At 42.9% G+C, this 24588-nt stretch carries 27 protein-coding genes and 2 riboswitches; of the genes, 26 read left to right on the top strand and 1 reads right to left on the bottom strand.

The window, feature by feature from the left end; all coding sequences use genetic code 11:
- Nucleotides 1-52: 52 nt before the first annotated feature.
- The 6 genes from speD to V6B33_RS14900 all read left to right on the top strand — a co-directional run bounded on the left by speD (nt 53) and on the right by V6B33_RS14900 (nt 6219).
- The gene (speD, locus tag V6B33_RS14925; RefSeq protein ID WP_334218550.1) at nt 53-868 is read left to right on the top strand and encodes an adenosylmethionine decarboxylase; all 816 of its coding nucleotides are present in this window, start codon (nt 53-55) and stop codon (nt 866-868) included.
- A 126-nt stretch (nt 869-994) separates the two neighbouring features.
- Complete coding sequence (locus tag V6B33_RS14920) at nt 995-1795, top strand: TIGR00266 family protein (RefSeq protein ID WP_334218549.1); 801 nt, start codon at nt 995-997, stop codon at nt 1793-1795.
- Between the two features lie 193 nt (nt 1796-1988).
- On the top strand, nt 1989-3086 hold the full coding sequence (locus V6B33_RS14915; protein WP_334218548.1) for a PRK06851 family protein: 1098 nt from the start codon (nt 1989-1991) through the stop codon (nt 3084-3086).
- 192 nt (nt 3087-3278) lie between these two features.
- Nucleotides 3279-4676, top strand: coding sequence for a DEAD/DEAH box helicase (locus V6B33_RS14910; protein ID WP_334218547.1), 1398 nt, complete (start codon nt 3279-3281; stop codon nt 4674-4676).
- A gap of 180 nt (nt 4677-4856) precedes the next feature.
- Nucleotides 4857-5621 (top strand): exodeoxyribonuclease III, encoded by a 765-nt coding sequence (locus V6B33_RS14905; RefSeq protein WP_334218546.1) that lies wholly within the window; start codon nt 4857-4859, stop codon nt 5619-5621.
- Nucleotides 5622-5631: 10 nt separating this feature from the next.
- Complete coding sequence (locus tag V6B33_RS14900) at nt 5632-6219, top strand: branched-chain amino acid aminotransferase (RefSeq protein WP_334218545.1); 588 nt, start codon at nt 5632-5634, stop codon at nt 6217-6219.
- Nucleotides 6220-6671: 452 nt separating this feature from the next.
- On the opposite strand, the gene V6B33_RS14895 is transcribed toward V6B33_RS14900, so the two are convergent.
- Entirely contained in the window at nt 6672-6980 is a 309-nt protein-coding gene (locus V6B33_RS14895) for a hypothetical protein (RefSeq protein WP_334218544.1), read from the bottom strand.
- A 160-nt stretch (nt 6981-7140) separates the two neighbouring features.
- Here V6B33_RS14895 and V6B33_RS14890 point away from each other — a divergent pair, with 160 nt between their 5' ends.
- The 20 genes from V6B33_RS14890 (at nt 7141) to V6B33_RS14795 (ending at nt 24580) form a co-directional block, all read left to right on the top strand.
- Nucleotides 7141-7425, top strand: a complete 285-nt coding sequence (locus V6B33_RS14890; protein WP_334218543.1) for a DUF6509 family protein — start codon at nt 7141-7143, stop codon at nt 7423-7425.
- Nucleotides 7426-7590: 165 nt separating this feature from the next.
- Nucleotides 7591-7788, top strand: coding sequence for a hypothetical protein (locus V6B33_RS14885; RefSeq protein WP_334218542.1), 198 nt, complete (start codon nt 7591-7593; stop codon nt 7786-7788).
- Nucleotides 7789-7914: 126 nt separating this feature from the next.
- Nucleotides 7915-9051, top strand: coding sequence for a sensor histidine kinase (locus tag V6B33_RS14880; protein ID WP_334218644.1), 1137 nt, complete (start codon nt 7915-7917; stop codon nt 9049-9051).
- Nucleotides 9048-9647: a response regulator transcription factor gene (locus V6B33_RS14875; protein ID WP_334218541.1), complete on the top strand. Its 600-nt coding sequence runs from the start codon at nt 9048-9050 to the stop codon at nt 9645-9647. The genes V6B33_RS14880 and V6B33_RS14875 overlap by 4 nt, the downstream gene beginning before the upstream one ends.
- A 57-nt stretch (nt 9648-9704) precedes the next feature.
- Nucleotides 9705-9813, top strand: a riboswitch (TPP riboswitch).
- A 119-nt stretch (nt 9814-9932) separates the two neighbouring features.
- Nucleotides 9933-10637 carry a thiaminase II gene (tenA, locus tag V6B33_RS14870; RefSeq protein WP_334218643.1) on the top strand — a complete coding sequence of 235 codons (705 nt, stop codon included), beginning with the start codon at nt 9933-9935 and terminating at the stop codon, nt 10635-10637.
- Nucleotides 10638-11222, top strand: coding sequence for an ECF transporter S component (locus tag V6B33_RS14865; RefSeq protein ID WP_334218540.1), 585 nt, complete (start codon nt 10638-10640; stop codon nt 11220-11222).
- A gap of 5 nt (nt 11223-11227) precedes the next feature.
- The gene (locus V6B33_RS14860; RefSeq protein ID WP_334218539.1) at nt 11228-12664 is read left to right on the top strand and encodes an ABC transporter ATP-binding protein; all 1437 of its coding nucleotides are present in this window, start codon (nt 11228-11230) and stop codon (nt 12662-12664) included.
- Nucleotides 12661-13464 carry an energy-coupling factor transporter transmembrane component T family protein gene (locus V6B33_RS14855; RefSeq protein WP_442915541.1) on the top strand — a complete coding sequence of 268 codons (804 nt, stop codon included), beginning with the start codon at nt 12661-12663 and terminating at the stop codon, nt 13462-13464. Before V6B33_RS14860 ends, V6B33_RS14855 begins: the two co-directional genes overlap by 4 nt.
- A 15-nt stretch (nt 13465-13479) precedes the next feature.
- Nucleotides 13480-14085 (top strand): thiamine phosphate synthase, encoded by a 606-nt coding sequence (locus V6B33_RS14850; RefSeq protein WP_334218538.1) that lies wholly within the window; start codon nt 13480-13482, stop codon nt 14083-14085.
- Between the two features lie 6 nt (nt 14086-14091).
- Nucleotides 14092-15210: a glycine oxidase ThiO gene (gene thiO / locus V6B33_RS14845; RefSeq protein WP_334218537.1), complete on the top strand. Its 1119-nt coding sequence runs from the start codon at nt 14092-14094 to the stop codon at nt 15208-15210.
- Complete coding sequence (gene thiS / locus V6B33_RS14840; protein WP_334218536.1) at nt 15194-15397, top strand: sulfur carrier protein ThiS; 204 nt, start codon at nt 15194-15196, stop codon at nt 15395-15397. The genes thiO and thiS overlap by 17 nt, the downstream gene beginning before the upstream one ends.
- A gap of 2 nt (nt 15398-15399) precedes the next feature.
- Nucleotides 15400-16167 carry a thiazole synthase gene (locus tag V6B33_RS14835; protein WP_334218535.1) on the top strand — a complete coding sequence of 256 codons (768 nt, stop codon included), beginning with the start codon at nt 15400-15402 and terminating at the stop codon, nt 16165-16167.
- Complete coding sequence (locus V6B33_RS14830; protein ID WP_334218534.1) at nt 16164-17183, top strand: thiazole biosynthesis adenylyltransferase ThiF; 1020 nt, start codon at nt 16164-16166, stop codon at nt 17181-17183. The genes V6B33_RS14835 and V6B33_RS14830 overlap by 4 nt, the downstream gene beginning before the upstream one ends.
- Before the next feature lie 240 nt (nt 17184-17423).
- Nucleotides 17424-18806, top strand: coding sequence for an L-cystine transporter (locus V6B33_RS14825; RefSeq protein WP_334218533.1), 1383 nt, complete (start codon nt 17424-17426; stop codon nt 18804-18806).
- Between the two features lie 122 nt (nt 18807-18928).
- Nucleotides 18929-19040: riboswitch (SAM riboswitch) on the top strand.
- 82 nt (nt 19041-19122) lie between these two features.
- Nucleotides 19123-19275: a YezD family protein gene (locus tag V6B33_RS14820; RefSeq protein WP_334218532.1), complete on the top strand. Its 153-nt coding sequence runs from the start codon at nt 19123-19125 to the stop codon at nt 19273-19275.
- Nucleotides 19276-19383: 108 nt separating this feature from the next.
- Nucleotides 19384-20082: a phosphoadenylyl-sulfate reductase gene (locus tag V6B33_RS14815; protein ID WP_334218531.1), complete on the top strand. Its 699-nt coding sequence runs from the start codon at nt 19384-19386 to the stop codon at nt 20080-20082.
- A gap of 15 nt (nt 20083-20097) precedes the next feature.
- Nucleotides 20098-21162, top strand: coding sequence for an inorganic phosphate transporter (locus V6B33_RS14810; protein WP_334218530.1), 1065 nt, complete (start codon nt 20098-20100; stop codon nt 21160-21162).
- Between the two features lie 42 nt (nt 21163-21204).
- The gene (sat, locus tag V6B33_RS14805) at nt 21205-22338 is read left to right on the top strand and encodes a sulfate adenylyltransferase (protein WP_334218529.1); all 1134 of its coding nucleotides are present in this window, start codon (nt 21205-21207) and stop codon (nt 22336-22338) included.
- 16 nt (nt 22339-22354) lie between these two features.
- A complete protein-coding gene (gene cysC, locus V6B33_RS14800; RefSeq protein WP_334218528.1) occupies nt 22355-22957 on the top strand; it encodes an adenylyl-sulfate kinase in 603 nt (200 codons plus the stop codon).
- Between the two features lie 12 nt (nt 22958-22969).
- The gene (locus V6B33_RS14795) at nt 22970-24580 is read left to right on the top strand and encodes a nitrite/sulfite reductase (RefSeq protein WP_334218527.1); all 1611 of its coding nucleotides are present in this window, start codon (nt 22970-22972) and stop codon (nt 24578-24580) included.
- Nucleotides 24581-24588: the final 8 nt, after the last annotated feature.

Genomic DNA, 24588 nt, shown 5'->3' with positions numbered 1-24588 from the left:
ATTCCATTGTACTCTTGGGAAATAAACAATAAACATAAAGGGGAAATAGTGCATGAAACTATCTCACGAAGAAAGAATCCAACTGCATGAATTCAATAATTTGACAAAATCTTTAAGTTTCAATATGTATGATATTTGCTACACAAAAACGAGAGAAGAGCGGGAAGCTTACATAGAATATATAGATGAACAATATAACGCTGAACGTTTGACTAATATCCTTACCCATGTCTCGGATATCATAGGCGCTCATGTATTGAATGTCGCCAAACAGGATTACGTCCCACAAGGGGCAAGTGTCACGATTCTTGTATCAGAAGGTCCGATTGTGGAGGTTCCTACAGAACATTTTGATGAATCACCCGGACCACTTCCTTCATCTGTCACGATGCATTTAGATAAAAGCCACATCACTGTACACACCTATCCTGAATATCATCCGCATGAAGGGATTAGTACATTCAGGGCAGATATTGATGTATCAACATGCGGTGAGATATCTCCTCTTAAAGCTTTGAACTATCTCATCCATTCATTCGATACCGATATCATGACGATGGATTACCGTGTACGAGGTTTCACACGTGATATCAACGGGCGCAAATTATTCATTGATCATGATATTAATTCCATACAAAACTATATACCCGAAGAGATTAAAGAAGAGTACGACATGATTGATGTCAATGTTTATCCTCAAAATATCTTTCACACGAAATGTAAATTGAAAGACTTTGATTTAAACAACTACCTCTTCGGCTATTCGAAGGAAAAGCTTGAAGATAAAGAAGCAAAAGAGATCACGAAGAAATTAAAAATGGAGATGGATGAGATCTTCTATGGTAAAAACATCGACAACCCAAATTAGCCCAATACTCTGTTGGAATCATATCCAATGGAGTATTTTTTTCATTCTGGAAGGGATATTTTCCCCCGTTAAAGAATAGAAAACTGTATAATGATGTTGGAAACGATACATACGGGAGGAATAGAGATGAATTCACACGAAATTGATTTTGAATTGCATGGGGATGATATGCAATTTGTGGAAATCGAACTTGATCCGGGGGAGAGTGCCGTGGCAGAAGCGGGCGGCATGATGATGATGGATGATGGAATAACAATGGAAACGATTTTTGGAGACGGTTCTCAAGGTGGACAAGGAGGAGGAGGATTTCTTGGAAAGCTTGTTGGCGCCGGTAAGAGGATTCTAACAGGGGAAAGTTTATTTATGACTGTGTTTACAAATGAAGGAAGCGGGAAAAAGCGGGTGTCATTTGCAGCTCCTTATCCTGGCAAAATCATTCCTGTCGATTTAAGTGAATTAGGAGGGAAAGTCATCTGTCAGAAAGATGCATTTCTATGTGCAGCGAAGGGTGTTGCTGTTGGCATCGATTTTCAGAAGAAGTTGGGTACAGGTTTCTTTGGCGGAGAAGGATTTATTATGCAAAAACTTGAAGGTGACGGTTTAGCCTTTCTGCATGCCGGAGGGACGATACATAAAAGGGAACTAAAGTCCGGTGAAATGCTAAGAGTGGATACTGGATGTCTGGTTGCAATGACAAAAAACGTAGATTATAACATAGAGTACGTCGGAAAAGTTAAATCTGCTTTCCTTGGTGGGGAAGGACTGTTCTTTGCCACTGTCCGAGGGCCGGGTACGGTATGGGTGCAATCCCTTCCATTCAGCCGGCTGGCGGAAAGGATTTATGCAAATGCACCAGGTGGGGGGAAATCTACAGGTGAAGGAAGCCTCCTTGGCGGGATCGGTGATTTATTGAACGGTGATGACTAAAGGTAGTGGACAGCAGTTTTTCTGCTGTCTGTTTTTTTATAGTTGTATATCTCCATTGCTTTTCACCACTGAGCAAGCTGTATGCGCTTTTCTATAGTCCGGATCAGCCGGCAAGCCCCTCCGCTCTTCTGGTCATTCACCCATTTATTCTTTTCATCATATGTAGTAGTAGATGGAATGAAAGGGTGGTTTTATGTCTAGGCTGGTACGTCATTATTATGCTGGAGGTAATACGGCGAAAGGTTTTTACAGTTTATACGATTCAGTATTGGATGGTTTGAACCGATTGTTTATCTTAAAGGGTGGACCTGGCACGGGGAAATCCTCTTTAATGAAAGATATTGGAAAGAGGTTTGAGGAAAAAGAAGTTGAAGTTGAGTACTTACACTGCGCATCAGATAACAATTCGATCGATGGAGTCATATTGCCTCGATGGGGACTTGGAATCGTGGATGGGACTGCACCTCATATCATTGAACCAAAAGCGCCAGGTGTGATTGAGGAATATGTAAATTTAGGGGCTGCCTGGGATTCCGATGAATTGGCTGGGCATAAGGAAGAAATCCTGGAATTGAATTCCTGTATATCCCGTAAATTTCAAGAGGCATATGCTACTTTTGCTGAGGCTCTTAAAGCCCATGATGAGATTGAAGAGATCTATATTTCAAATATGGACTTTGCCGAAGCGGATCGATTGACAGAAGAGTTGATTGCATTATTTTACAATGAAACATCCCTGGATAAAGAAGCAAATGTGGTTCACCGCTTTTTAGGTGCAGCTACCCCGGCTGGTGCTGTTGATCATATACAAAATTTGACTGAGGATATAGATAAGAGATATTTCATTAAGGGCCGTGCAGGTTCAGGGAAATCCACCATGCTAAAGAAAATCGCTGCTGCAGGTGAGGAGAAGGGATTTGATGTTGAAATTTATCATTGCGGTTTCGATCCAAACAGTTTGGATATGGTCATCATTCGCGAACTGGGCATTGCCATATTCGACAGTACGGCCCCGCATGAATATTTTCCTGACCGCAACAGCGATGAGATCGTAGATATGTATGAACGCTGCATCACCACCGGGACTGATGAGAAATTTGAAGAGGATATTGCAAGGACGACGAAGGGATATAAAGATAAAATGAAAGAGGCAATCTCCTATTTGAGTGAAGCAAAGGTATTGCGTGAACGACTTGAGGCTATTTATATAGATTCGATGGATTTCGACAAAGTCAATGAGATCAAAGAAAAGATATTTAATGAACTAAATGACATTGTTGAATCGAATTAGAATGGAATCACGCGGACTTTTGACCGCGTGATTTTTTTACTGACAGCGTATTTACCCGTCGCTTAGAATCATTTTAGGCTGCCTTCTGCACGGACAAGTTGAATCATGAATAATAGTTTGCTTTTTTGTAGTGAAACCTTCAATATTAATAAACGGGTAAACTAATCGATTGAAAGAAAGTAGGAAATAGATTTGAGTAAATTTACGTCCCTGGGGATTTCAGCTGAAATGGAGAATGTATTAGCTAAACTCGGAATTACCGTACCGACTCCTATACAGGCTAAAGTCATTCCAGTGTTATTAAAAGAGAAAGATGTAATGGCCAAGGCACAAACGGGTTCAGGTAAAACGCATGCCTTTGCCCTGCCGATGATTGATAAAAGTGATGAGACAAGCTCGGACATTCAAGGAATCATCGTAACTCCAACTAGAGAATTAAGCATTCAGATTGCCGGGGTATTGAAACAGTTAACGAAGAAAAAACAGCATGGTGGAGTCCTTGCGATGTACGGCGGTCAAAGTCATGATGAAGAAATTAAAGAATTAAAGAAAAAAATCAGCTATGTTGTAGGGACACCGGGAAGGATTCTTGATCAAATCAAACGGGGGAATCTGGATCTCTCCAATGTGAAATTCTTTGTGTTGGATGAAGCGGATGAGATGCTTCAAGTTGGATTTTTGAATAAGGTGGAGGAAATCATCAGAGCCACCCCTGATGACAGACAAATGATGCTGCTTTCTGCTACACTGCCGGCACCGATCAAAAAACTGGCACAAAAATATATGAAGGGGCCCATGACAATTGAAGTAGATGAAGATGCTGCGCCCTCTACGATTAATCAATTTGCCATCTTCACAATAGATAAAGCGAAGCAGGAAACGATTCTACAATTAATAGAAGCTTTCAATCCTGAAAAATCTGTCATTTTCTGCCGCACTAAGCGCAGGGTTTCAAAGCTCAACCAGGTATTAAGATCAAAAGGAATCAAGGCTGGCGAACTCCATGGTGATATCCCGCAGGAAAAACGTGAAGAAGTCATGGAAGCTTTCAGAAAAGGGGAAATCCCCTTGCTGATCGCAACAGATGTTGCATCCAGAGGGCTGGATATTGAAGGTGTCTCTCATGTCTTCAATTATGATATACCGGAAAACACAGAAACCTATACTCACCGCATCGGCCGGACAGGGAGAGCTGGGGCTGAAGGCGTATCGTATACTCTCTATACATCTGAAGACAGACCTGTTTTAGACAAAATCGAAGGCGATTTACAGACAAGAATTCAAAAACAAAATTTAGGAAATACAATTTCTCTAAAGGAGAAAGGTACAACCTCTTCAAAAAAGAAGAAGAATAAAAGAAAAAGACCATCTCATTCAAACGAACCGAAAAGCAAACCTGAAAAAGAACAACATGAAAAGAGCGAAGGGTTTTACAAGAAGCGTCCAAGAAAGAAAGATAAGGATCGAACTTCCAAAGATACATCTTATCCATATTTAAAAACTGAAAGAGTATTGAAACAAGATGAAGGAAAACCTGCGAAACCAAATAAAAAAAAGGCAGGTTATCGTTCAACTAAATTCGATAAATAAACAGGAAAGACATGTAAGAGAGAGTCCTTACATGTCTTTTTATATGTAAAAAACATCATTATTATCTCAGTATAATATATTTAAAATAGACTATTATACTAAGAAAACAATAGAATGGGACGCTGTTATGTTACTATATTAAATGGAATTTTAATAGAAAAAGGAGATACGTGAATAATAATGAAATTGATTTCTTGGAATGTAAATGGTATACGGGCTTGTGTGAAAAAAGGTTTTCTTGATTACTTTAATGAGGTGAATGCAGATATATTTTGTATTCAGGAATCAAAACTTCAGGAAGGGCAGATTAAACTGGATCTTCCACAATATGAACAGTACTGGAATTACGCTGAAAGAAAAGGGTATTCAGGAACGGCCGTTTTCACCAGGATAAAGCCACTTTCTGTGACATATGGCTTTACCGAGAGTGAACGGGAGCAGGAGGGCAGGATCATCACTTTGGAGTTTGCTGACTTTTTCCTCGTCAATGTGTATACTCCTAATTCAAAAAGGGACTTATCCAGGCTCGGAGAAAGGCTTCAGTGGGAGGATAAGCTTAGATCATTCCTCATAGTGCTCGATCGAACAAAACCAGTGATCCTTTGTGGAGATTTAAATGTAGCCCATAAAGGAATCGATCTCAAAAATGATCGCTCCAATCGAGGGAATTCAGGATTTACTGACGAAGAGCGGGGAAAAATGACTCTTTTTCTGGATTCAGGCTTTGTTGACTCTTTCAGGTATTTATACCCTGATAAAGATGAATCCTATACGTGGTGGTCTTATATGAGTAAAGTCCGGGAGAGAAATATCGGCTGGAGAATCGATTACTTCATTCTTTCCAGCCGGCTGGCTTCTCTTATCAAGGAAGCAGATATACATTGTAACATTTTGGGCAGTGATCATTGTCCTGTATACTTGGAGTTGGATAAGGATGCAGAATAGGAGTGTTAATATGATAAAAGGCAAGTTATCAGATTTCATAAAGAAGAAAAATGAAGAGGAAGGCGGAGTGGCACTTTTCAATATTGAACAGGAATTTGCATCGACCCACGGTCTGCTGGAAGGTGAAATATTGAACGAAGACATTCGATCCCGTTTTGAGGAAGTAGTCATTGAGCGGTGCATTAAAGAGAGTGATGAAACTGTAAAAATGGAATCTGCCTCTTTTTTAGAAAATCCGTTATCATTTTTGAAATCACATAAAGACGAATTTCTATTTCTCGATGCAGAATGGTTCGGTACGATCGGGATCGATGGACTTTCGATTGAAATTGATGATGTATTCGGTCATTACGAGGCAATGTTCGGATTGAAGCTGCAAAAGAAATTCCGAAGTGAGATGGACATTTATCTTGAACATACGCTGCAGGGTGATAAAGGGTATAATCTTCTGTTTAACGGCGATGATGGTTTGTGGGATGTGAACATTGCCATCAATGACATTCCATCATTCAGCGAGGATCTAACTCTCAAGGATGTCATTATGATTATTTATGTGTATCTATTTGGGATGATAGAAAAAGTGACAGAGAAAAAATAAGTGAAGAGGCTGGGACAAAAGTGTTTTAGTCTGAATAAAACCCGAACTAATTTGAACTCTAAGTTCAAGTAAGTTCGGGTTTTTATTAGCTTTGTACAAATGTCTATTTAGTATATAGCTTGTTCGAGCGGTTGATTGGAGTGCAAGACGAAGACTCCTGCGGGAAAAGTAGCTTATTAGAAAAGCGGAAGGGCTTTGCTCAGAGGCGTGTGGCATAAGACGAACTGGCCTGAAAGGCGCTCTTTGCCTTCTTGGCCGGTTCGACTTATGACATGTGCCTCTAAGCCCTGCAGCTGGACAATTACTTCTCGAATTTAAAGGAGGCTCACGGGCTACCCGCGGAAAGCGAAGTCTTGCACGGAGATCATTAGGGGTATTCAGGGTCAACACTGATAATGTTCACCTTTAGGCAGTTGTTTTTTTGTTTTGTCCCAGCCTCTTTTGCCGGCAGGTCATCGTTTTTTATTTGCTTCTTTCTTTATTGCTTCAGATACGACAATCGCAAGGTCCGTATTGCCGAATAGGGAGAGTACCCCTAATAAGGTGGAGTCGGGGATTTCTTCTGATTCTTCTTTTGGTACGGTCAAATCGATTCCCTGTTGAAGAGCTGGATTGGTCCCTTGTTGAGGGTATGCCTTTTTATAGATTTCGGCAGGGTCAAGGTCCTTGTTCACACACCATTGTGCAAAAACGAGAATCATCATATTCTCATCTTTCTGGTAGTTGGAAATGATCTTGTCTTCTATTTCTTTATTATTCATTGTAGTCGCTCCTTAACTTTTCTATCCCCACATTATATCGAATTTCAGGGGAGTTGCCCATTAATTAAGAAGAGATGGGGAAAGACGATGGCAGTTTTCATTTGGTATGATCCTGTGTATAATTGAGTGATAGGTAAAGCGAAAGGAAGTTATCAGATACATGATTATTACTAGTCATACAGTTGAAGAACTTAAAGATCCCACAGGTATTTTGAGCGGAAACCGCTATGAAGTCCTGCTCTCGATAGAAGTCCCTGAAGAGGATGAACTTTACTCGGAAAATGGACTGTATATTAAGGCAATTTACGTTCAGGATCAGAGTGATTCACGAGTTGTACAGCATCAGATCATCGAAAGGAATACGGAATCGATTCTTGATTTTGAATTGGAAGAGGATGAAGAATCCCTTATCCTGCAGTATTGTAAGGAATACATTATCAGCTAAGCCATTGTAAGCATCCTCATATAGACAGGATGCTTTTTAAGTCTGTATTTCTGAACTAAACTCTTGTCCTTAAAGGTATATACCATATTGATAGAGCGTGATATAATCGAGATAGAATAATGCTAGCATGCGCTAGCACTTGAAACTTGGAGGGTGTAACAGTATATGAGTACCGGCAATAGGATTCAGTTGAATGTGAGGATTGAAAAAGAAACAGCTCAGCAATTAGATGAAATTGTAGAATATTATCAGGAAAAGACGAAAATAGGCAGAATATACAAGGGTGATGTTTTGACAGATATCATCAAAAAATCCCATGAACTGATGTTGAAACAAATCGCCATCCAGAACAGGAAGTACTAATCGGATAAATTCAATAAAATGTGTAAACTGTGACATGATAGTGTACGGTATACGCTTTTTATCATAAGTTTAGTAACTGATAAAATATCAAAACTTTTTACATAAAAAGAGGGTTTGATCGTGCAATTGCCTAATAAATTCATTAAAATTCAAAAAAGCTCTGGCATTTCGCCTTATATATGGAGTATCATCAGCATTCTCCCTTTTTACTTTATCTTTCAATCTTCATCAACGATTGAAATTATTGTAGGGATCACGCTGACCATTTTGTTTTTCATCTTTTTGAGGCTTGCCTTCCTTTCCAGAGAGTGGCCGGTTTATTTATGGACATCCATTTTAATCGCCATATCCATCACGATGACAATTCAGTTTAATTTTATTTATTTCGCTTTTTACATTGCTTACTACAACGGTAATATAAAAAACCGGATTGCGTTCTTGACGCTGTATATCATCCACCTGGTGCTCACAACCGCCTCGATCAATTATAAGTTTGTAGAGCAGGAAGATTTATTCCTTTCTCAAATACCGTTTATCTTGATCATTTGGATCAGTGTCATCCTGCTTCCATTTAATATTTACAATCGGAACAAACAAGGTTGGCTGGAAGAAAAGCTGGAAGATGCGAATAAAAGAATCTCAGAACTTGTCAAACAAGAAGAAAGACAGCGTATCGCACGTGACTTGCATGATACATTAGGTCAAAAGCTGTCTCTTATCGGGTTGAAAAGTGACTTGGCGAGAAAGTTGGTCTATAAAGACCCGGAACAAGCTAAAACGGAGTTGAAAGATGTGCAGCAAACTGCCAGAACCGCATTGTCAGAGGTGCGGACGATGGTCTCCCAAATGAGGGGAATCCGTTTAGAAGACGAAATTGTAAGGATCAAGCAAATTCTTGCAGCAGCAGAAATCGAACTGATAATAGATGACACGTCCAATATACCGGATACCTCACTCTTTCTTGAAAACATATTAAGCATGTGCTTAAAAGAAGCGGTCACAAACGTCGTAAAGCACAGCGGGGCCACTACATGTGAGATTACCGTTGAGGAACATGATAACGAGTTAACAATCAAAGTGAAGGATGATGGCATAGGTGTTCAGAAAGATCAAGATTTATCTAAAGGAAGCGGACTGCGAGGCATGGAAGAACGCCTTGATTTTGTCAATGGGACGCTTGAAATCATATCTGATCATGGTACCTCTTTGATCATGAGAGTTCCTAAGGTTATCAAACAGATCGACAGGGAGGGAATGAAGTGATTCGCATTGTGATTGCAGAGGATCAAAGAATGATGTTGGGAGCATTAGGCTCCCTGCTTGATTTAGAGGATGATCTGGAGGTCGTCGGAAAGGCAGGTAATGGGGAAGAAGCCATCTCATTAGTCCGCAGTCTCCATCCCGATATTTGTATAATGGATATCGAAATGCCCGAGAAGACAGGTCTCGAGGCGGCTGAAGAATTGAAAGGGGAAGGATGCAAAGTCATTATCCTTACTACCTTTGCGCGTTCAGGTTATTTTCAACGGGCTTTAAAAGCGGGGGTCAAAGGCTATTTGTTAAAGGACAGCCCGAGTGAAGAGCTGGCAAGCTCAATCCGGCTTGTGATGGAAGGGAAAAGAATCTATGCCCCTGAACTGATGGATGATATGTACAGTGAAGAAAATCCTTTGACAGATCGGGAAAAAGAAGTTCTTGAACTAGTCGCAGATGGAAAAAACACAAAAGAAATCGCAGATGAACTCCAGCTCAAAACAGGTACTGTCCGAAACTATATTTCAACGATTCTGGACAAACTTGAAGTGAAGAATCGGATCGAAGCGATCACTCACTCAAAAGAAAAAGGCTGGTTCAAATAAAGCTTGACAAGATAAAATTACATGATACGATAACAACGAAATCAAAAATTATAAATGACGATCCACTAGGGGTGCCTTTTGAAAAGGCTGAGATTAAAGTGTAACTTTAAGACCCTTTGAACCTGATCTGGTTGGGACCAGCGTAGGGAAGTGGTGTTTGAAGAGACCATATACACTTTTTCATGTATTGCCTTTTCAAGCCACTTTCTGTTCGCTATTTGCGTAATGGAAAGTGGCTTTTTCTATTCCCCGTTGTTGGGTCGTCGGGAAAAGGAGAGAGAAATGATGACATTTTCAAAGAAGTTGCGGGAAGATGTGAACGAAATTTGGGAAGCGAGCTTTAATCATCCGTTTGTTAAAGGGATAGGTGACGGTACACTCCCGCTCGAGAAATTTCGTTATTACGTGCTCCAGGATGCCTACTATTTATCGCATTTTTCGAGGATGCAGGCGTTTGGTGCAGCTGTTGCACCAGACTTACATACGACGTCCAGAATGGCTGCCCACGCACAAGGTACGAATGAAGCCGAATTATCGCTGCATGAAAGCTTTTCAATCCGGCTCGGTATCACAGAAGAAGAAAAGGATCTGTTTCAGCCGTCTCCAACCGCTTATGCCTACACCTCCCATATGTACCGTGCAGCTCAATTCGGGGGATTCGGAGATATTATAGCAGCCATTTTACCATGCTATTGGCTCTACCATGAAGTCGGTGAGCACTTGAAGTTGTGTTCGCCGGATGAACCGATTTACCGTGAATGGATCAGCGCTTACGGCGGAGAGTGGTTCGGGGAATTGGTGAAAGAACAAATTAATCGATTGGATGAGATCGCAGAGAAAGCAGGCGACGATGAGAAGGCAAGGATGAAAGAGCTTTTTACATTAAGCAGCATATATGAGCTTCAATTTTGGGAGATGGCATATTCCCTTGAAAAATGGCCTTTTGAGAATCATTTATTTAAAAAAATCACAGGAAAGCCGGTGAGATGAATGATGAAGTTAAAACTGACTGACATTCTGGTCACTGTCGTCATTTCAATCGGGTTTGGAGTCATTTATAAGGTTTGGGGTCCGGTATACAGCATGATGAAACCGTTCGGACTTCATGCTGATCAGCTTATTTACGGTATGTGGTTTATGGCGGCTACGGTGGCTTTCCTGATCATCCGCAAGCCTGGTGCTGCGCTGCTGGCCGAGATCGCAGCTTCATCGGGAGAGTTTCTGATGGGCTCGGAATGGGGGCTTGAGGTCCTTCTGTTTGGTATTGTGCAGGGACTATTTGCGGAAGCGATATTCTTTGCGACAAGATACAAACGATACAGCCTCCCAATTGTAAGTCTTGCCGCCATTATGTCTGCATTTGGTTCGATCATGATGGATATGTTCAAAGGATACATTGGCGACCTCGCCACTTGGAATCTGCTCCTGTTTCTGGGCGCGAGATTACTTGGTTCAGTACTGATTGCAGGAGCAGGGGCATTCTATCTGGTGAAAGCGTTGGAACGGACTGGAGTGACTAACCTTGTCAGACCGGCAGCCCAAGAAGACTATGAAGCTCTAGATAGACAGGTGTGAATGGAATGAAGATTGATAAGCTGAGATTGAAATTTCCAGGTGAATCGGAATTCATATTCAAGGATCTTTCACTTTCGATCGATAAAGGTGAAAAGGTTTTGCTGCTTGGTCCTTCAGGGTGCGGGAAGTCTACACTGCTCAATGTAATGGCGGGACTGATACCGAATGCATATGAAGTTCCGATGAAAGTATCCTCCATTTCACGGCCATCTTCCTGGGGATATGTTTTTCAAGATCCTGATGCCCAGTTCTGTATGCCGTATGTGGATGAAGAGATTGCATTTGTACTTGAAAACCTGAATGTTCCCAGAGAACAGATGAATGAAAGAATTCAGGAACTGCTGAAGAAAGTCGGGTTAGAACTGAAGGAAGTACATACGAGCATACAGCAGCTGTCAGGAGGGATGAAACAAAGACTCGCCATTGCTGCTGTTCTTGCTCTTGAACCCGATGTACTTTTTCTTGATGAGCCGACTGCATTGGTGGATGAGAATGGATCAATGGATATATGGGAAACGCTCAAGGCTGTCGGTACGGATAAAACAGTGGTAATCGTCGAGCACAAGTTAGATCACGTACTGGATCTGGTAGACCGGATCATCCTATTCGATAAGTATGGTGAAATCATTGCAGATGGTCGAAAAGAAGAGATATTGCGATCCTACAAACAAACTCTAAAGGACCACGGAGTGTGGTATCCGGGTGCTTGGCGTGAGTACATTGCTTCACGTTCATCGCAACAAGATGAGTCACATGGTGAAAAGATTCTCGAAATCGAAGAATTTAAAGGATATCTGCAGAAAAGACCCAAAATAACCGTTGATAACGCTTCAGTGAGGAAAGGTGAATGGATCACGATCCTTGGCAAAAATGGTGCCGGAAAGTCCACCCTGCTTCATGGTTTGATGCAATTTATCAACACGACGGGAAGATACGAACTTTTCGGGAGGAGGATTGACAGAAAGAAAACGCCTGAAGGATGCACGTTCGTTTTTCAGAATCCTGAGTTTCAATTTGTCACTCATTCCGTCTATGAAGAAGTAGCTTACAGCTTGAAGAGGAAAGAAATAAGCGGAGAAACGGTGAGCTTGAAAGTCAACGAAGTGTTAAAACGGTTTAACCTCGTCGATCATCAACATCAGCATCCTTATCAATTATCCATGGGACAAAAAAGGCGGCTGAGTGTGGCAGCTTCGATCATGAAGAGTCAGGATATCATATTACTGGATGAGCCTACATTCGGACAAGATGCTTCGAATACGTTCCGTTTACTCGAGATGCTGAAGGAACTGCAGCTTCAAGGTTCTGCCATTTTGCTGGTGACCCATGATCAACACATTGCCCGTACTTTTTCAAACAGAATATGGACGATTCAAGATGGTCATTTACTGAAAGATGAGTTGTGTGAGGAAATGATTGATGAGAGGGAGGGGATTATTTGAGGATGGAAGTTGTGTCAAAGCAGACCTGGATGCATTACATTAATCCGAGCTTCAAATTGATCATCATGGTTCTCCTGTTTATCGTAATCCTGACCATCCATCAATTGAATCTGTTAGTGTACTTGACCGCTTTCTCCCTTTTGCTGTTCTGGCTTAGCTCTGGACATAGCGTGAAAGTGAAAACCCTGCTTTTGCTCCCCTTTATCCTCGTGTTTGCATCGACTGCGGTTTCAATGATTCTCTTTGGGAAGGGAGATGTCATCTGGGTGAAGTGGGGCATCATTCAAATCTCGGAGGAAAGCTTTTATCGAGGAGTACACATCGGATTCAGGGCGTTTATTTTTGGAGTGCTTGGGTTGTTATTCACACTTTCTACCAGGCCGGTACTGCTTTTTTATTCTCTGATGCAGCAGCTTAGGCTGAAACCTAAATATGCATACAGCTTCATGGCAGGTTTCCGTATGCTTCCGATTATTGCCGAAGAATTCGTGACTATACGATTTGCACTGAAAATAAGGGGGGGGGGAAACAAGAAGGGGATCAGAGGTTTGTTTTTTACATTCAGGAATTACGCACTCCCGCTTCTGGCACAAAGCATCAGGAGAGCTCATCGAGTAGCTGTTGCGATGGAAGCTAAGGGTTTTTCAGGCAACGGGAAGAGGACCTATTATTATCGAATCGGATTCTCAAAGTATGACAGTGTGTTTTTGATCGTCATGATCGCAATCGCGATGATCAGTTACACTGCTGCAGATTCATTCCCGATTTTCCCAATCCGTGATGTGCGTTATATGAAGTAAAAGGAGGTCATTTATATGCAAAGGCAGCTTCACGCTGTTACAAGCGGGAAACAAAGCAGGGATGAGACATTCCGTATTGCTTTGGCTATTCAACCATACATCGATTACTTCCACATCAGAGAGAAAAGGTGGAGCGCTTTTCAAATCAAATCATTCATACTGGATTTAGTGAAAGCCGGGATGCCGGCGGAAAAAATTCTTGTGAATGACAGAGTCGATATTGCCGCAGTGGCGGGGGCTGGAGGGGTTCAGCTGGCACATCATAGTATAGGTGTATCAGAGGTTAAGAGACATTTTCCGACTCTGATGATTGGGGCTTCTGTTCATTCGAGGGAAGAAGCAGTCCCCCTGAGGGAGAAAGGAGCAGATTTTCTTCTGTATGGAAATGTGTTTGCTACATCTTCCAAGGAAGGTAAGCCCGGGATCGGATCGCCTAGGGTGAAGGATCTGGTGAAAGCAGTTGATCTGCCGGTCATCGCCATCGGTGGCATCAAGCCCGTAAATGTGCAGGAAATCAACTCGACCGGGGCTGCCGGAATTGCTGTTTTATCGGGGATTTTCCTTTCGCAGGAACCGGCATGCGCCGCGAAAAGGTACCGACAGGAGCTCGATAGGAGGTGAAGAAAGTTGAACGTACATTATGATGCGATCATTATTGGTGCAGGAGTGATAGGCTGTTCGATAGCTTATCAACTTGCCAAACGAAATAAGAAAGTACTCATTGTTGAAAGGAGCAAAATAGGAAATAAAGCTTCGACTGCTGCAGCGGGGATGCTTGGCGTTCATACGGAATTGGGTGAGGACGCAGGATTGCTGCAGGCTTGCTTGAAGAGCCGGGATATGTTTCCGGCACTATCGGATGAAGTAAAAGAAATAACCGGAATTGACTTCGAGTTGAGCCAAAACGGAATGATCAAACTTGCATTCTCAGAATCAGATGTACTTGCATCACAGCGTTTGTTATCCCTAAGTAAAGATGTAGAGTGGCTGACAGAGAGAGAGGTTTCCTTGTTGGAACCGAGCGTGTCAAGGAATATTGGGGGCCTGTATGCAAATAAAGACGGCAATGTGCACGCCGGGAAGTTTACTCTCGCATTGGCAAAATCCGCAATAAGACTCGGCTCCGAACTTAAGGAATACACCCCGCTATTGAGTTTCATACTTGAACACGGCGTGTGCAAAGGAATAAGAACGCATGAAGGAACGTATTACGCAAATGAGGTCATCGTCGCAGGAGGTGCCTGGAGCGGACAAATATTGAAACATGCAGGATTCAGCACCGCCGATTATCCGGTGAAGGGTGAATGTTTCTCCGTCATGCTTGAACGTCCGATTATCAATCGGACGATTTTCACTAATGGCTGCTATCTTGTTCCAAAGCGAGGAGACCGGCTTTTGGTGGGGGCGACCGAACACCCTCACACGTTTGATGAATCGACTTCAGTTGAAGGGATAAACATATTATTGAATAAAGCCATTAAAATACTTCCGGACCTTGCAAATGGAAGATGGGAAAAGGCATGGACTGGTGTCAGGCCGAGAACTGCGGGAGGTCATCCCCATATCGGAAGAGTGAAAGGCTGCAGCGGTCTTTCGATTGCTACCGGTCATTACCGAAATGGGATATTGCTGGCACCCCTTACCGGAGTCTTGATGGCAGATGTTTTGGAAGGAAAAGAAATAGAACATACGTTTGAACCTGGTGAAATGGACGAAAGGATGATGATTCGTGAAGGTAAGGATTAATGGCCAGTTAGTTGAAGTCCCTGATACACTTGCGACGCTAACCGATATGGTGAACCACTTTTCGTTGAGTGACCGCATCCTTATTGTTGAAGTAAACGGTGTAATTGCAGAAAAACAGGAATATGATTCAACGACAATCAAAGAATTGGATTCTATTGAAGTTGTCCATTTTGTAGGAGGCGGTTAAATATGCTAAAACTGGGTAAATATGAGTTTCACTCCCGATTATTACTAGGTACCGGCAAATATCCGGATTATGATACACAGAAAAAGGCTGTGACCGCATCAGAAACGGAAATATTGACGTTCACTGTGAGAAGAATGAATATATTTGAAAAAGAACAGCCCAATCTTCTCGAGCAGCTTGACCTTAAAAAGTATAAACTCCTCCCTAATACGGCAGGTGCGAAAACTGCAAGGGAAGCTGTAAGGCATGCGAAGCTTGCAAGGGCTTCCGGATTATGTGACATGATCAAGGTAGAGGTCATAGGGTGCAGCAGGACGCTCCTTCCCGATCCCGTTGAGACATTGAAAGCAACAGAAGAACTTGTTAAGGAAGGATTCACAGTCCTCCCCTATACATCTGATGATGTGGTCCTTGCCAAAAGACTGGAAGAATTGGGCGCACATGCAATCATGCCCGGAGCAGCACCGATCGGGTCCGGGCAGGGAATCATTAATCCTGCTCATTTACGTTTCATTATCGAGCAGTCGAATGTCCCGGTGATCGTAGATGCAGGAATAGGATCCCCTGCGGATGCCGCTTATGCAATGGAGCTTGGAGCGGATGGTGTACTCGTCAACACCGCTGTCTCAGCAGCCGGAAATCCCGTAAAAATGGCAGAAGCGATGAAGCTTGCAGTGCAGGCAGGAAGAGTGGGATTTAAAGCAGGCAGGATACCGATTAAACGTTATGCTACAGCAAGCAGCCCGATGGAGGGAATCGTCAACTCATGAATGAACGGTATTCCAGACAAGTAATATTCACACCCATCGGGGAAGCAGGACAAAAAAAAATTACCGGAAAACATGTGCTTCTGGTTGGAGCGGGGGCACTTGGTACAGGTAATGCAGAGGCACTAGTACGTGCGGGAGTAGGTAAACTCACAATTGTTGACCGTGATTATGTGGAAATAAGCAATCTTCAAAGACAGCAGCTTTATACCGAGAAAGACGCATTCGAAAGACTTCCAAAGGCCGTTGCAGCAAAAAAACACCTGAAAGAAATCAATTCCGGATCAGAAGCCGCAGCACACATCATGGATGCCGGCCCCGGTGACTTGCTGCGCCTTTCTGAAGGTGTCGACCTGATCATCGATGGCACCGATAATTTTGAGAGTAGAATGATGATAAATGATGTATCAATGCAGAAAAATATTCCCTGGATCTACGGTGGCTGTGCCGGAAGCTACGGAATAACATATACATTCACTCCAGGCAGGACACCATGTATGCACTGCCTGCTCCAGACCTTACCTTCCAAAGCTTTAACGTGCGATGCAGCAGGAATAATCTCGCCTGCAGTATCAATGGTCGTCTCATATCAAGTGGCTGATGCGTTGAAGATATTGGTAGAAGATTGGGATGCTGTCCGTCAAAGACTTACTTCATTTGATGTCTGGAGCAATGAGTTCAGCTCTGTGGATGTCCGGGGATTGAAGAAGGCAGCCTGTCCATCCTGCGGGGAAAAGCCGCAATATCCATTTCTTAAATATGAAAACCAGATGAAATCAGCCGTTTTATGCGGCAGGGATGCCGTTCAGATCCGCCCCAGCGTCTTGAAACCTGTTGAACTGGAGAGGGTGGGGTCACAGCTTGAACATGTGGTGGAGAAAGTTGAAGTGAATCCATATCTTCTTGCTTGTAAAACTGGAAAACACCGGATTGTTTTATTCAGAGACGGCCGCGCACTCATCCATGGCACCAATGATATCAAGGAAGCGAAATCCCTTTATCATCGATATTTTAATTGATGGCTATTTTTATAAGGATTGTTGCTTAAGTTCATTAAAAAGGTATTTTCTAATGAGTAAAGTTACATATCTTGCGAAAAGAGCGTGATTAATTGATATCCAAGGCCCGTCCCTCACTGCATTAAATCGGAGGAGGACGGGCCTTGGTTCATCATATCTGGATAAACCTCAACATAAAATACAGTAGGCCGCAGTCTATCGGCCGGCAAGTCTATACATCTTAGAAAAGGAGGTTTTACCATGAATGTTTGGATGGTACTGTTGAATCTTCTGATGTTTATCGTTCTTATCGGTGTATTAATTTATTTGCAAAAAAAGAAGGCTTCGTTTTCAAAAAGGGTATTCACTGCCCTTGGTCTTGGTATACTTTTTGGATTCTTCCTGCAGTGGTTGTATGAGGCGGGAGATGAAAACTTACTGCAGTCGATTGAGTGGTACAACATTGTCGGCAGCGGGTATATCAAGCTCTTGCAAATGATTGTCATGCCACTCGTGTTCGTATCGATCATTTCGGCTTTTACTAAGTTGAAACAATCTCACAATCTTGGAAAGATCGCTGTGCTGATACTGGGTCTGCTTGTCGGTACGACGGCGGTAGCTGCTGCTGTCGGGATCGCCACTACCGCTGCATTCGATCTTGAAGCAATTCAGATTGAACAAGGTGATGCAGAAACGGCGAGAGGGGAACAGCTGGAAGAAAGGGCAGCGGCGATGGATGGCCAGAGTTATCCGCAAAAAATATTGGAGCTTCTCCCTGCCAATCCGTTCTTTGATTTTACGGGTCAGCGGGCGACTTCCACGATTGCTGTCGTCATTTTTGCCGCTTTCATAGGCGTTGCCTATCTCGGGGTCCAGAGAAAGGAACAGGAAGCCGCTGCCGCTTTCAAAAGGATTGTGGATTCCGTATATGCAGTCGTCATGAGAATCGTAACATTGGTGTTGAGACTTACTCCATTCGGTGTATTGGCGATCATGGCTAAAACGGTGGCGTTGAGTGATTTCGATGCCATCATAAAGCTTGGTGAATTTGTTGGAGCATCATATATCGCTCTGATTATCATGTTTGCCATTCATTTGATTATGCTGACACTTGCAGGATTGAACCCGCTTACGTATGTGAGGAAGGTATTGCCGGTATTAACATTTGCATTTACTTCGAGATCCAGTGCCGGAACCCTTCCGTTGAATATTCATACCCAGACGAAGAAACTTGGTGTTTCAGAAGGAATCGCTAACTTCTCTGGCTCATTCGGATTATCAATCGGTCAAAACGGATGTGCAGGGGTGTACCCTGCCATGCTGGCGGTGATGATTGCACCTACTGTCGGCATCGACCCATTGACCCCTTCTTTCATCTTGACGTTAATTTTGATCGTTGCAATTTCGTCTTTCGGAGTCGCTGGGGTCGGAGGCGGAGCTACATTTGCCGCCATCCTGGTATTATCTGCTATGGACTTGCCGATTGCGCTTGCCGGTCTGTTGATATCAGTAGAACCGTTGATTGATATGGGCCGTACGGCTGTCAATGTAAGCGGGGCGATGACTTCCGGGGTTATAACCAGTAAAGTGACCGGTGAACTCGATGCAGGGACTTATAATGGGGTGCAGTCTGCAGAAGACTGACATTAAACTTTAGGAAAAACGAAAAAGGAGCATACTAAAAATAAAGTTTATTAATCCGATTGTAAAACTCGGCTTGACATCCTCGGAAAACGTGATATTATTTAGAATATTAAATTTAATATTTCTTATCCAGAGAGGTGGAGGGAACTGGCCCTTTGAAGCCCGGCAACCTACTTTTTTAAAGAGTAAGGTGCTAATTCCAGCAAAATGTAACGTCATTTTGGAAGATAAGGTAACCTTTACCTGAACAACCTTCCAATCTGGAAGGTTGTTTTTTAACGTTCTAACTGGATAAGTCGAAGTCTGGGGGAATCTTGTGGCAGAACAGAATAAAGGAGAAGAGTTTGATGAAGTGGTTGAAAGTGTAAAGTCAATGTTAAACAAGATGAAGTTCGGTTCCATCACACTGGTGGTCCAGGATGGCAAGGTCGTCCAGCTTGAGAAAAATGAAAAAGTAAGAATTAAATAAGTAAAAATGCTGACTAGACAAACTAGAGGCATTTACACGTTCAGGGTGATACTCCCCTTTTGTGTAAATGCCTCTTTTTCTATTCGAGCGAAAGAAGGGGGTCAGACTTTGTTAACTTATCAAACTTGGACTCAACCAACCTGCCCTTTTGAAGTAGATGAAACCTACAAGGGGGCCCTGAATGTCTTGGAGTGGGCATACGAACATTATGGGGAAGATATTCTTTATGCTTGCAGCTTTGGTATAGAAGGAATTGTACTGATTGATTTGATTTCAAAGGTCAAGCCTTCAGCAAAAATCATCTTCCTTGATACAGATGTCCATTTCAAAGAGACATATGAAACGATCGAGAGCGTCAGGAAATCATACCCTGATTTAACGATCATCCTGAAAAAGGCAGCGTTGACATTAGAAGAACAGGCTGAAGCCCATGGTGACAAGTTGTGGGAAAACAATCCCAATCAATGTTGCGATATAAGAAAGCTGCGCCCACTAAAAGAAGCATTGGCGGAAGGCCATGCGTGGATTTCGGGGTTGCGCAGGGAACAGTCCGAAACGAGAAGGAACGTAAACTTCATCAATCGGGATGAAAAATTTGAATCGATAAAAATATGTCCGCTCATTCATTGGTCATGGAAAGAAATCTGGAGGTACGTTCACAAACATCAGCTTCCTTATAATCCTCTCCATGATGAAGGATATCCCAGTATAGGCTGCGTCCATTGCACAGCCCCTGCCTTTGACAGGAACGACTTCCGCTCCGGCAGATGGAAAGGTAAAGGGAAGACCGAATGTGGACTTCATTAAGAATGGTGCAATTCATTGCTTGAAATCATTGCAATTTGCGTAAGTCTGTTTTTTGCCATTAACATCGGTGCAAGTGGAGCGGCTGCATCGATGGGAGTGGCTTATGGAGCAGGTGCCGTGCAGAACATGAGAACAGCATTGTTGATCTGTGCTTCCGGAGTATTGCTGGGGGCGGTAGTGGGAGGCGGGGAAGTAGTTAAAACAATCAGTTCGGGGATCATCCCACAGGACATACTGACGATTAAGATTGTAGTTATTATCCTGCTATCTTCAACCCTGTCATTGTTTCTCGCCAACCTGATCGGTATTCCTCTTTCTACAAGTGAGGTAACAGTGGGGGCGGTAGTGGGCGCAGGTGTTGCATATCAGGTATTGTATGTGAAATCCCTTTTCGTCATCATGACTTTTTGGGTAGTGATCCCCCTTATAGCATTTCTTATTACTTGGCTTAGTGGAAAAAGCTTATATCTCCTGAAGAAAAAGGGATATACATTTGAGAAGAAGTGGCTGGGACCGGTGCTCATTGGGGCAGGATTCTTAGAGGCTATTTCTGCAGGGATGAATAATGCAGCCAATGCTGTCGGCCCGTTGGTAGGAGCTGGCATTATGTCCATAGGGAGCGGGATTTGGCTTGGAGGATTTTTTGTGGCTCTCGGTGCCATGTTGCTTGGTAGAAGAGTGGTTGAAACGAATGGTAAAAAAATCACCCGGTTTACAAAAGAGGAAGGCATCATTATATCAAGTACAGGAGCCATCCTGGTGATGATCAGTTCCTTATATGGGCTGCCAATGCCACTCACTCAAGTAACATCTTCCTCCATCATCGGTCTCGGTGCAGCAAAAGGAGGAAGAATGATGCTGAAGAAAAAAATCGTTGCTAAAATCATAAAGATTTGGGTGGTGTCGCCCCTCATTTCACTTAGTATGTCTTATTTCCTGATCAAGCTCGTGATACAAAGTGATATTTATTCAGTCGTCGTTCCGATCAGCGTAATCATCGCCACTATCGGAGCACTTTCTTTAATGAAGATTATTAACGAAGAAAGAAGATCACTGCAGGAAGAAGGCGGAGGCATTTAATCTTAATACCGACTAAATCGATAATTTTAAGGAGGATATGAATTGAGTCTACAACCGCATGGAGGAACATTGATACAAGCATATAACCCTGAAGAATCCTTACAAGGAATCACCCATGAAATTGAATTGGATGACATAGCCTTGAGTGACTTGGAATTGATTGCAATTGGTGCATACAGTCCTTTACAGGGATTTTTATCAGAAGAAGACTATAACAGTGTAGTAGAAACAATGCGACTGAAAAGTGGAATCGTCTGGAGCATACCGATTACACTACCCGTCAATAAATCCAATGATTTAAAAAAAGGGTTGAAAAGCAGACTCGTATATAAGGGGATTTCATACGGAACCATTGAAATAAGCGACATATTTGAACCCGATAAGGAGAAGGAGGCACTTCACGTTTATGGTACTGGTGACCGGAATCATCCAGGAGTGAAAAAACTATTCCAACGCGGTGATGTCTATGCAGGCGGCAAAATCACACTTCATAAACGCCTGTCGAGACCATTCCCTGCCTACTCATTTGACCCGTATGAAACTAGGAGGAAATTTCAACAAAAAGGTTGGAAGACCATTGTCGGCTTCCAAACTCGAAATCCTGTTCACAGGGCTCACGAATATATTCAGAAAACGGCACTGGAAACGGTTGACGGATTATTCTTAAATCCTCTGGTCGGTGAAACCAAAACGGATGACATCCCTGCGCCAATCAGAATGCAGAGCTATGAGGTGCTGTTGAAGAACTATTATCCGGGGGATAACGTGACACTTGGTGTTTTCCCCGCTGCCATGAGGTATGCAGGTCCCAGGGAAGCGGTCTTTCATGCACTGGTGCGCAAAAATTACGGATGCACTCATTTCATTGTTGGACGTGATCATGCAGGAGTTGGAGATTACTATGGCACGTATGATGCTCAAAAAATCTTTGATCGGTTCAGTCCGGATGATATCGGTATCATACCTCTCCGGTTCGAACACAGCTTCTATTGTGAAAAGTGTGAAGGGATGGCGACAGCCAAAACTTGTCCGCATGATCGGAAACATCATGTCATCTTATCCGGGACGAAAGTGAGAGGGATGTTACGAAACGGAGAAATTCCGCCTTCCACATTCAGCAGGCGTGAAGTAATTGATGTATTAATCAGCGGATTGGCTCAGGAAGTCCAATCATAAGAAAGGAGGAGTTTAGATGAGCAGCGGAACAGAGAATATCGTCTGGCATGAGGCGGCAGTAAAAAAGGATTCAAGACGGAAAAAGAATGGTCACGGAAGCTTTATATTATGGTTCACCGGATTGTCTGCATCCGGAAAGTCTTCCGTCGCCAATAAGCTGGCGCATTCCCTTTTCGAAAGCGGAAAGCAGGCAGTGGTCCTTGACGGTGACAATATCCGGCATGGTCTAAACAGCGATCTGGGTTTCATAGAGGGGGATCGCAAAGAAAACATCAGAAGGATCGGAGAAGTATCCAAATTATTTATCGAGAGCGGACAAATCGTGATTACCGCCTTCATTTCACCTTACCGGGGTGACCGGGGTCTAGTCAGGGAATTAGTGGAACCGGACGAATTCATCGAAGTTCATGTGAAATGCTCCCTGGAAGAATGTGAGAAAAGAGATCCAAAGGGACTTTATCGAAAAGCCAGAAGAAATGAAATCACAAATTTCACGGGAATCAGCGCTCCTTATGAAGAACCGTTGAATCCGGAAATTGTTTTAGATACTGAAAAGGATTCGATTGGTTTATGTGTAGAGAAAATCCTGAAAGAATTAAAGCAAAAACGTCTTATTTAAGGAGTGAATGAAATGGCTTATATAAAATCATGGTCTGAAAATGAAAAGCTGAATAAAACGGAAAAATGGAAGCTGGAGAAAGACGGGTTGGCTATTTTCAGGGATATCCCATATTATGCCGAGCATGGATTTTCCTCTATTCCCAAAGAGGAATGGGATAAATTCAAATGGGCTGGACTATATTTGCAGCGCCCGAAGGAAGACGGATATTTTATGATGAGGGTCAATGTCCCTTCAGGAGTACTTACTTATGAACAAGCAAGAGAGCTGGCTTTCATTGCCAAGGAGTACGGGCGTGATGTTTATGATATTACGACGAGGCAGGCCATTCAATTCCACTGGTTAAAGATTGAACAAATTCCTGATATCTTTGACCGTTTAGAGAAAGTAGGATTGTCCTCAGCAGGGGCATGCGGCGATATTACACGGAATATCGTAGGAAACCCTCTGGCCGGTATTGATCCAGATGAATTATTTGATACAAGAGCACTTGTTAAAGAAATTTATGATTTTTTTCAGCATAATGAAGATTTTTCGAACCTTCCAAGGAAGTATAAAATGTCAATCAGTTCAAATGTCCATAATGCAGCCAATGCGGAGATCAATTGTGTATCCTTCACTCCTGCAACAAAAGTGATCGATGGGGAATCGAAAGTCGGTTTTCATTTGAAGATCGGCGGAGGATTGTCTGCACGTCCGTTTCTTGCAGAGGAGCTTGATGTATTCCTCCTCCCTCAGCAGGTGAAAGATACGGCCATTGCGGTAACAACGATCTTCAGGGACTTCGGTTACCGGGAGAAGCGTCATTTGGCCCGTCTGAAGTTCCTTATGGCTGACTGGGGTCCTGAAAAATTCCGGGAAAAACTGTCGGAGTATATAGAACTTCTACCTGCAGGTGAAGATGCGGTGAAAGGATGGAATGCCGGGTATTTCTATGGTGTTCACCGCCAAAAACAGGAAGGGCTGAATTATGTCGGTCTGAACGTTCCGGTAGGCCGCTTGAATTCTGACGAAGTATTAGAACTCGCCGGAATTTCAAAAAAATACGGGAATGGTGAACTAAGAAACTGCAATTCTCAAAACCTTATAATTCCGAATATACCGGATGAACATGTGGAGGCTTTGCTTGGAGAAAAGATCTTCGACCGAATTTCTACCAGTCCACTATCCTTTATCGGTTACTCCGTCTCCTGTACGGGAATCGAATATTGCAATCTGGCGCTGGTCGAAACAAAGGAACGGATGAGAGTGATTGCGAACGAGCTGGACAGAGACTTGTCGCTGGACGTTCCAGTTCGTATCCACATGGTCGGTTGTCCAAATTCATGCGGACAGCGGCAAATTGCAGATATTGGATTGCAGGGTATCAAAATGAGGACAAAAGATAAGAAAATGATTGAAGCCTTTGAAATATATGTGGGCGGTACCCTTCAAGATGGTGGAAAACTGAATGAAAAACTAAAGGGAAAAGTGAACGCGGAGGATTTGACTAATGTGGTGAAGGAGTTATTGCTGCATTTTAAACGCACAAAACAACCTGGTGAATCATTCTTTGATTATATCAGCCGCACAGGGAGCTCATCACTGCAGCGTTCGCTGGATGAAATGCTGCAAGAAGCATAAAAGGAGGG

Origin of the sequence: Mangrovibacillus sp. Mu-81 (assembly GCF_036867415.1) — a bacterium.
GTDB lineage: Bacteria > Bacillota > Bacilli > Bacillales > Bacillaceae_B > Rossellomorea.
The sequence above is the reverse complement of the archived record's forward strand: the minus strand, read 5'-3'. Positions and strand labels throughout refer to the sequence as shown.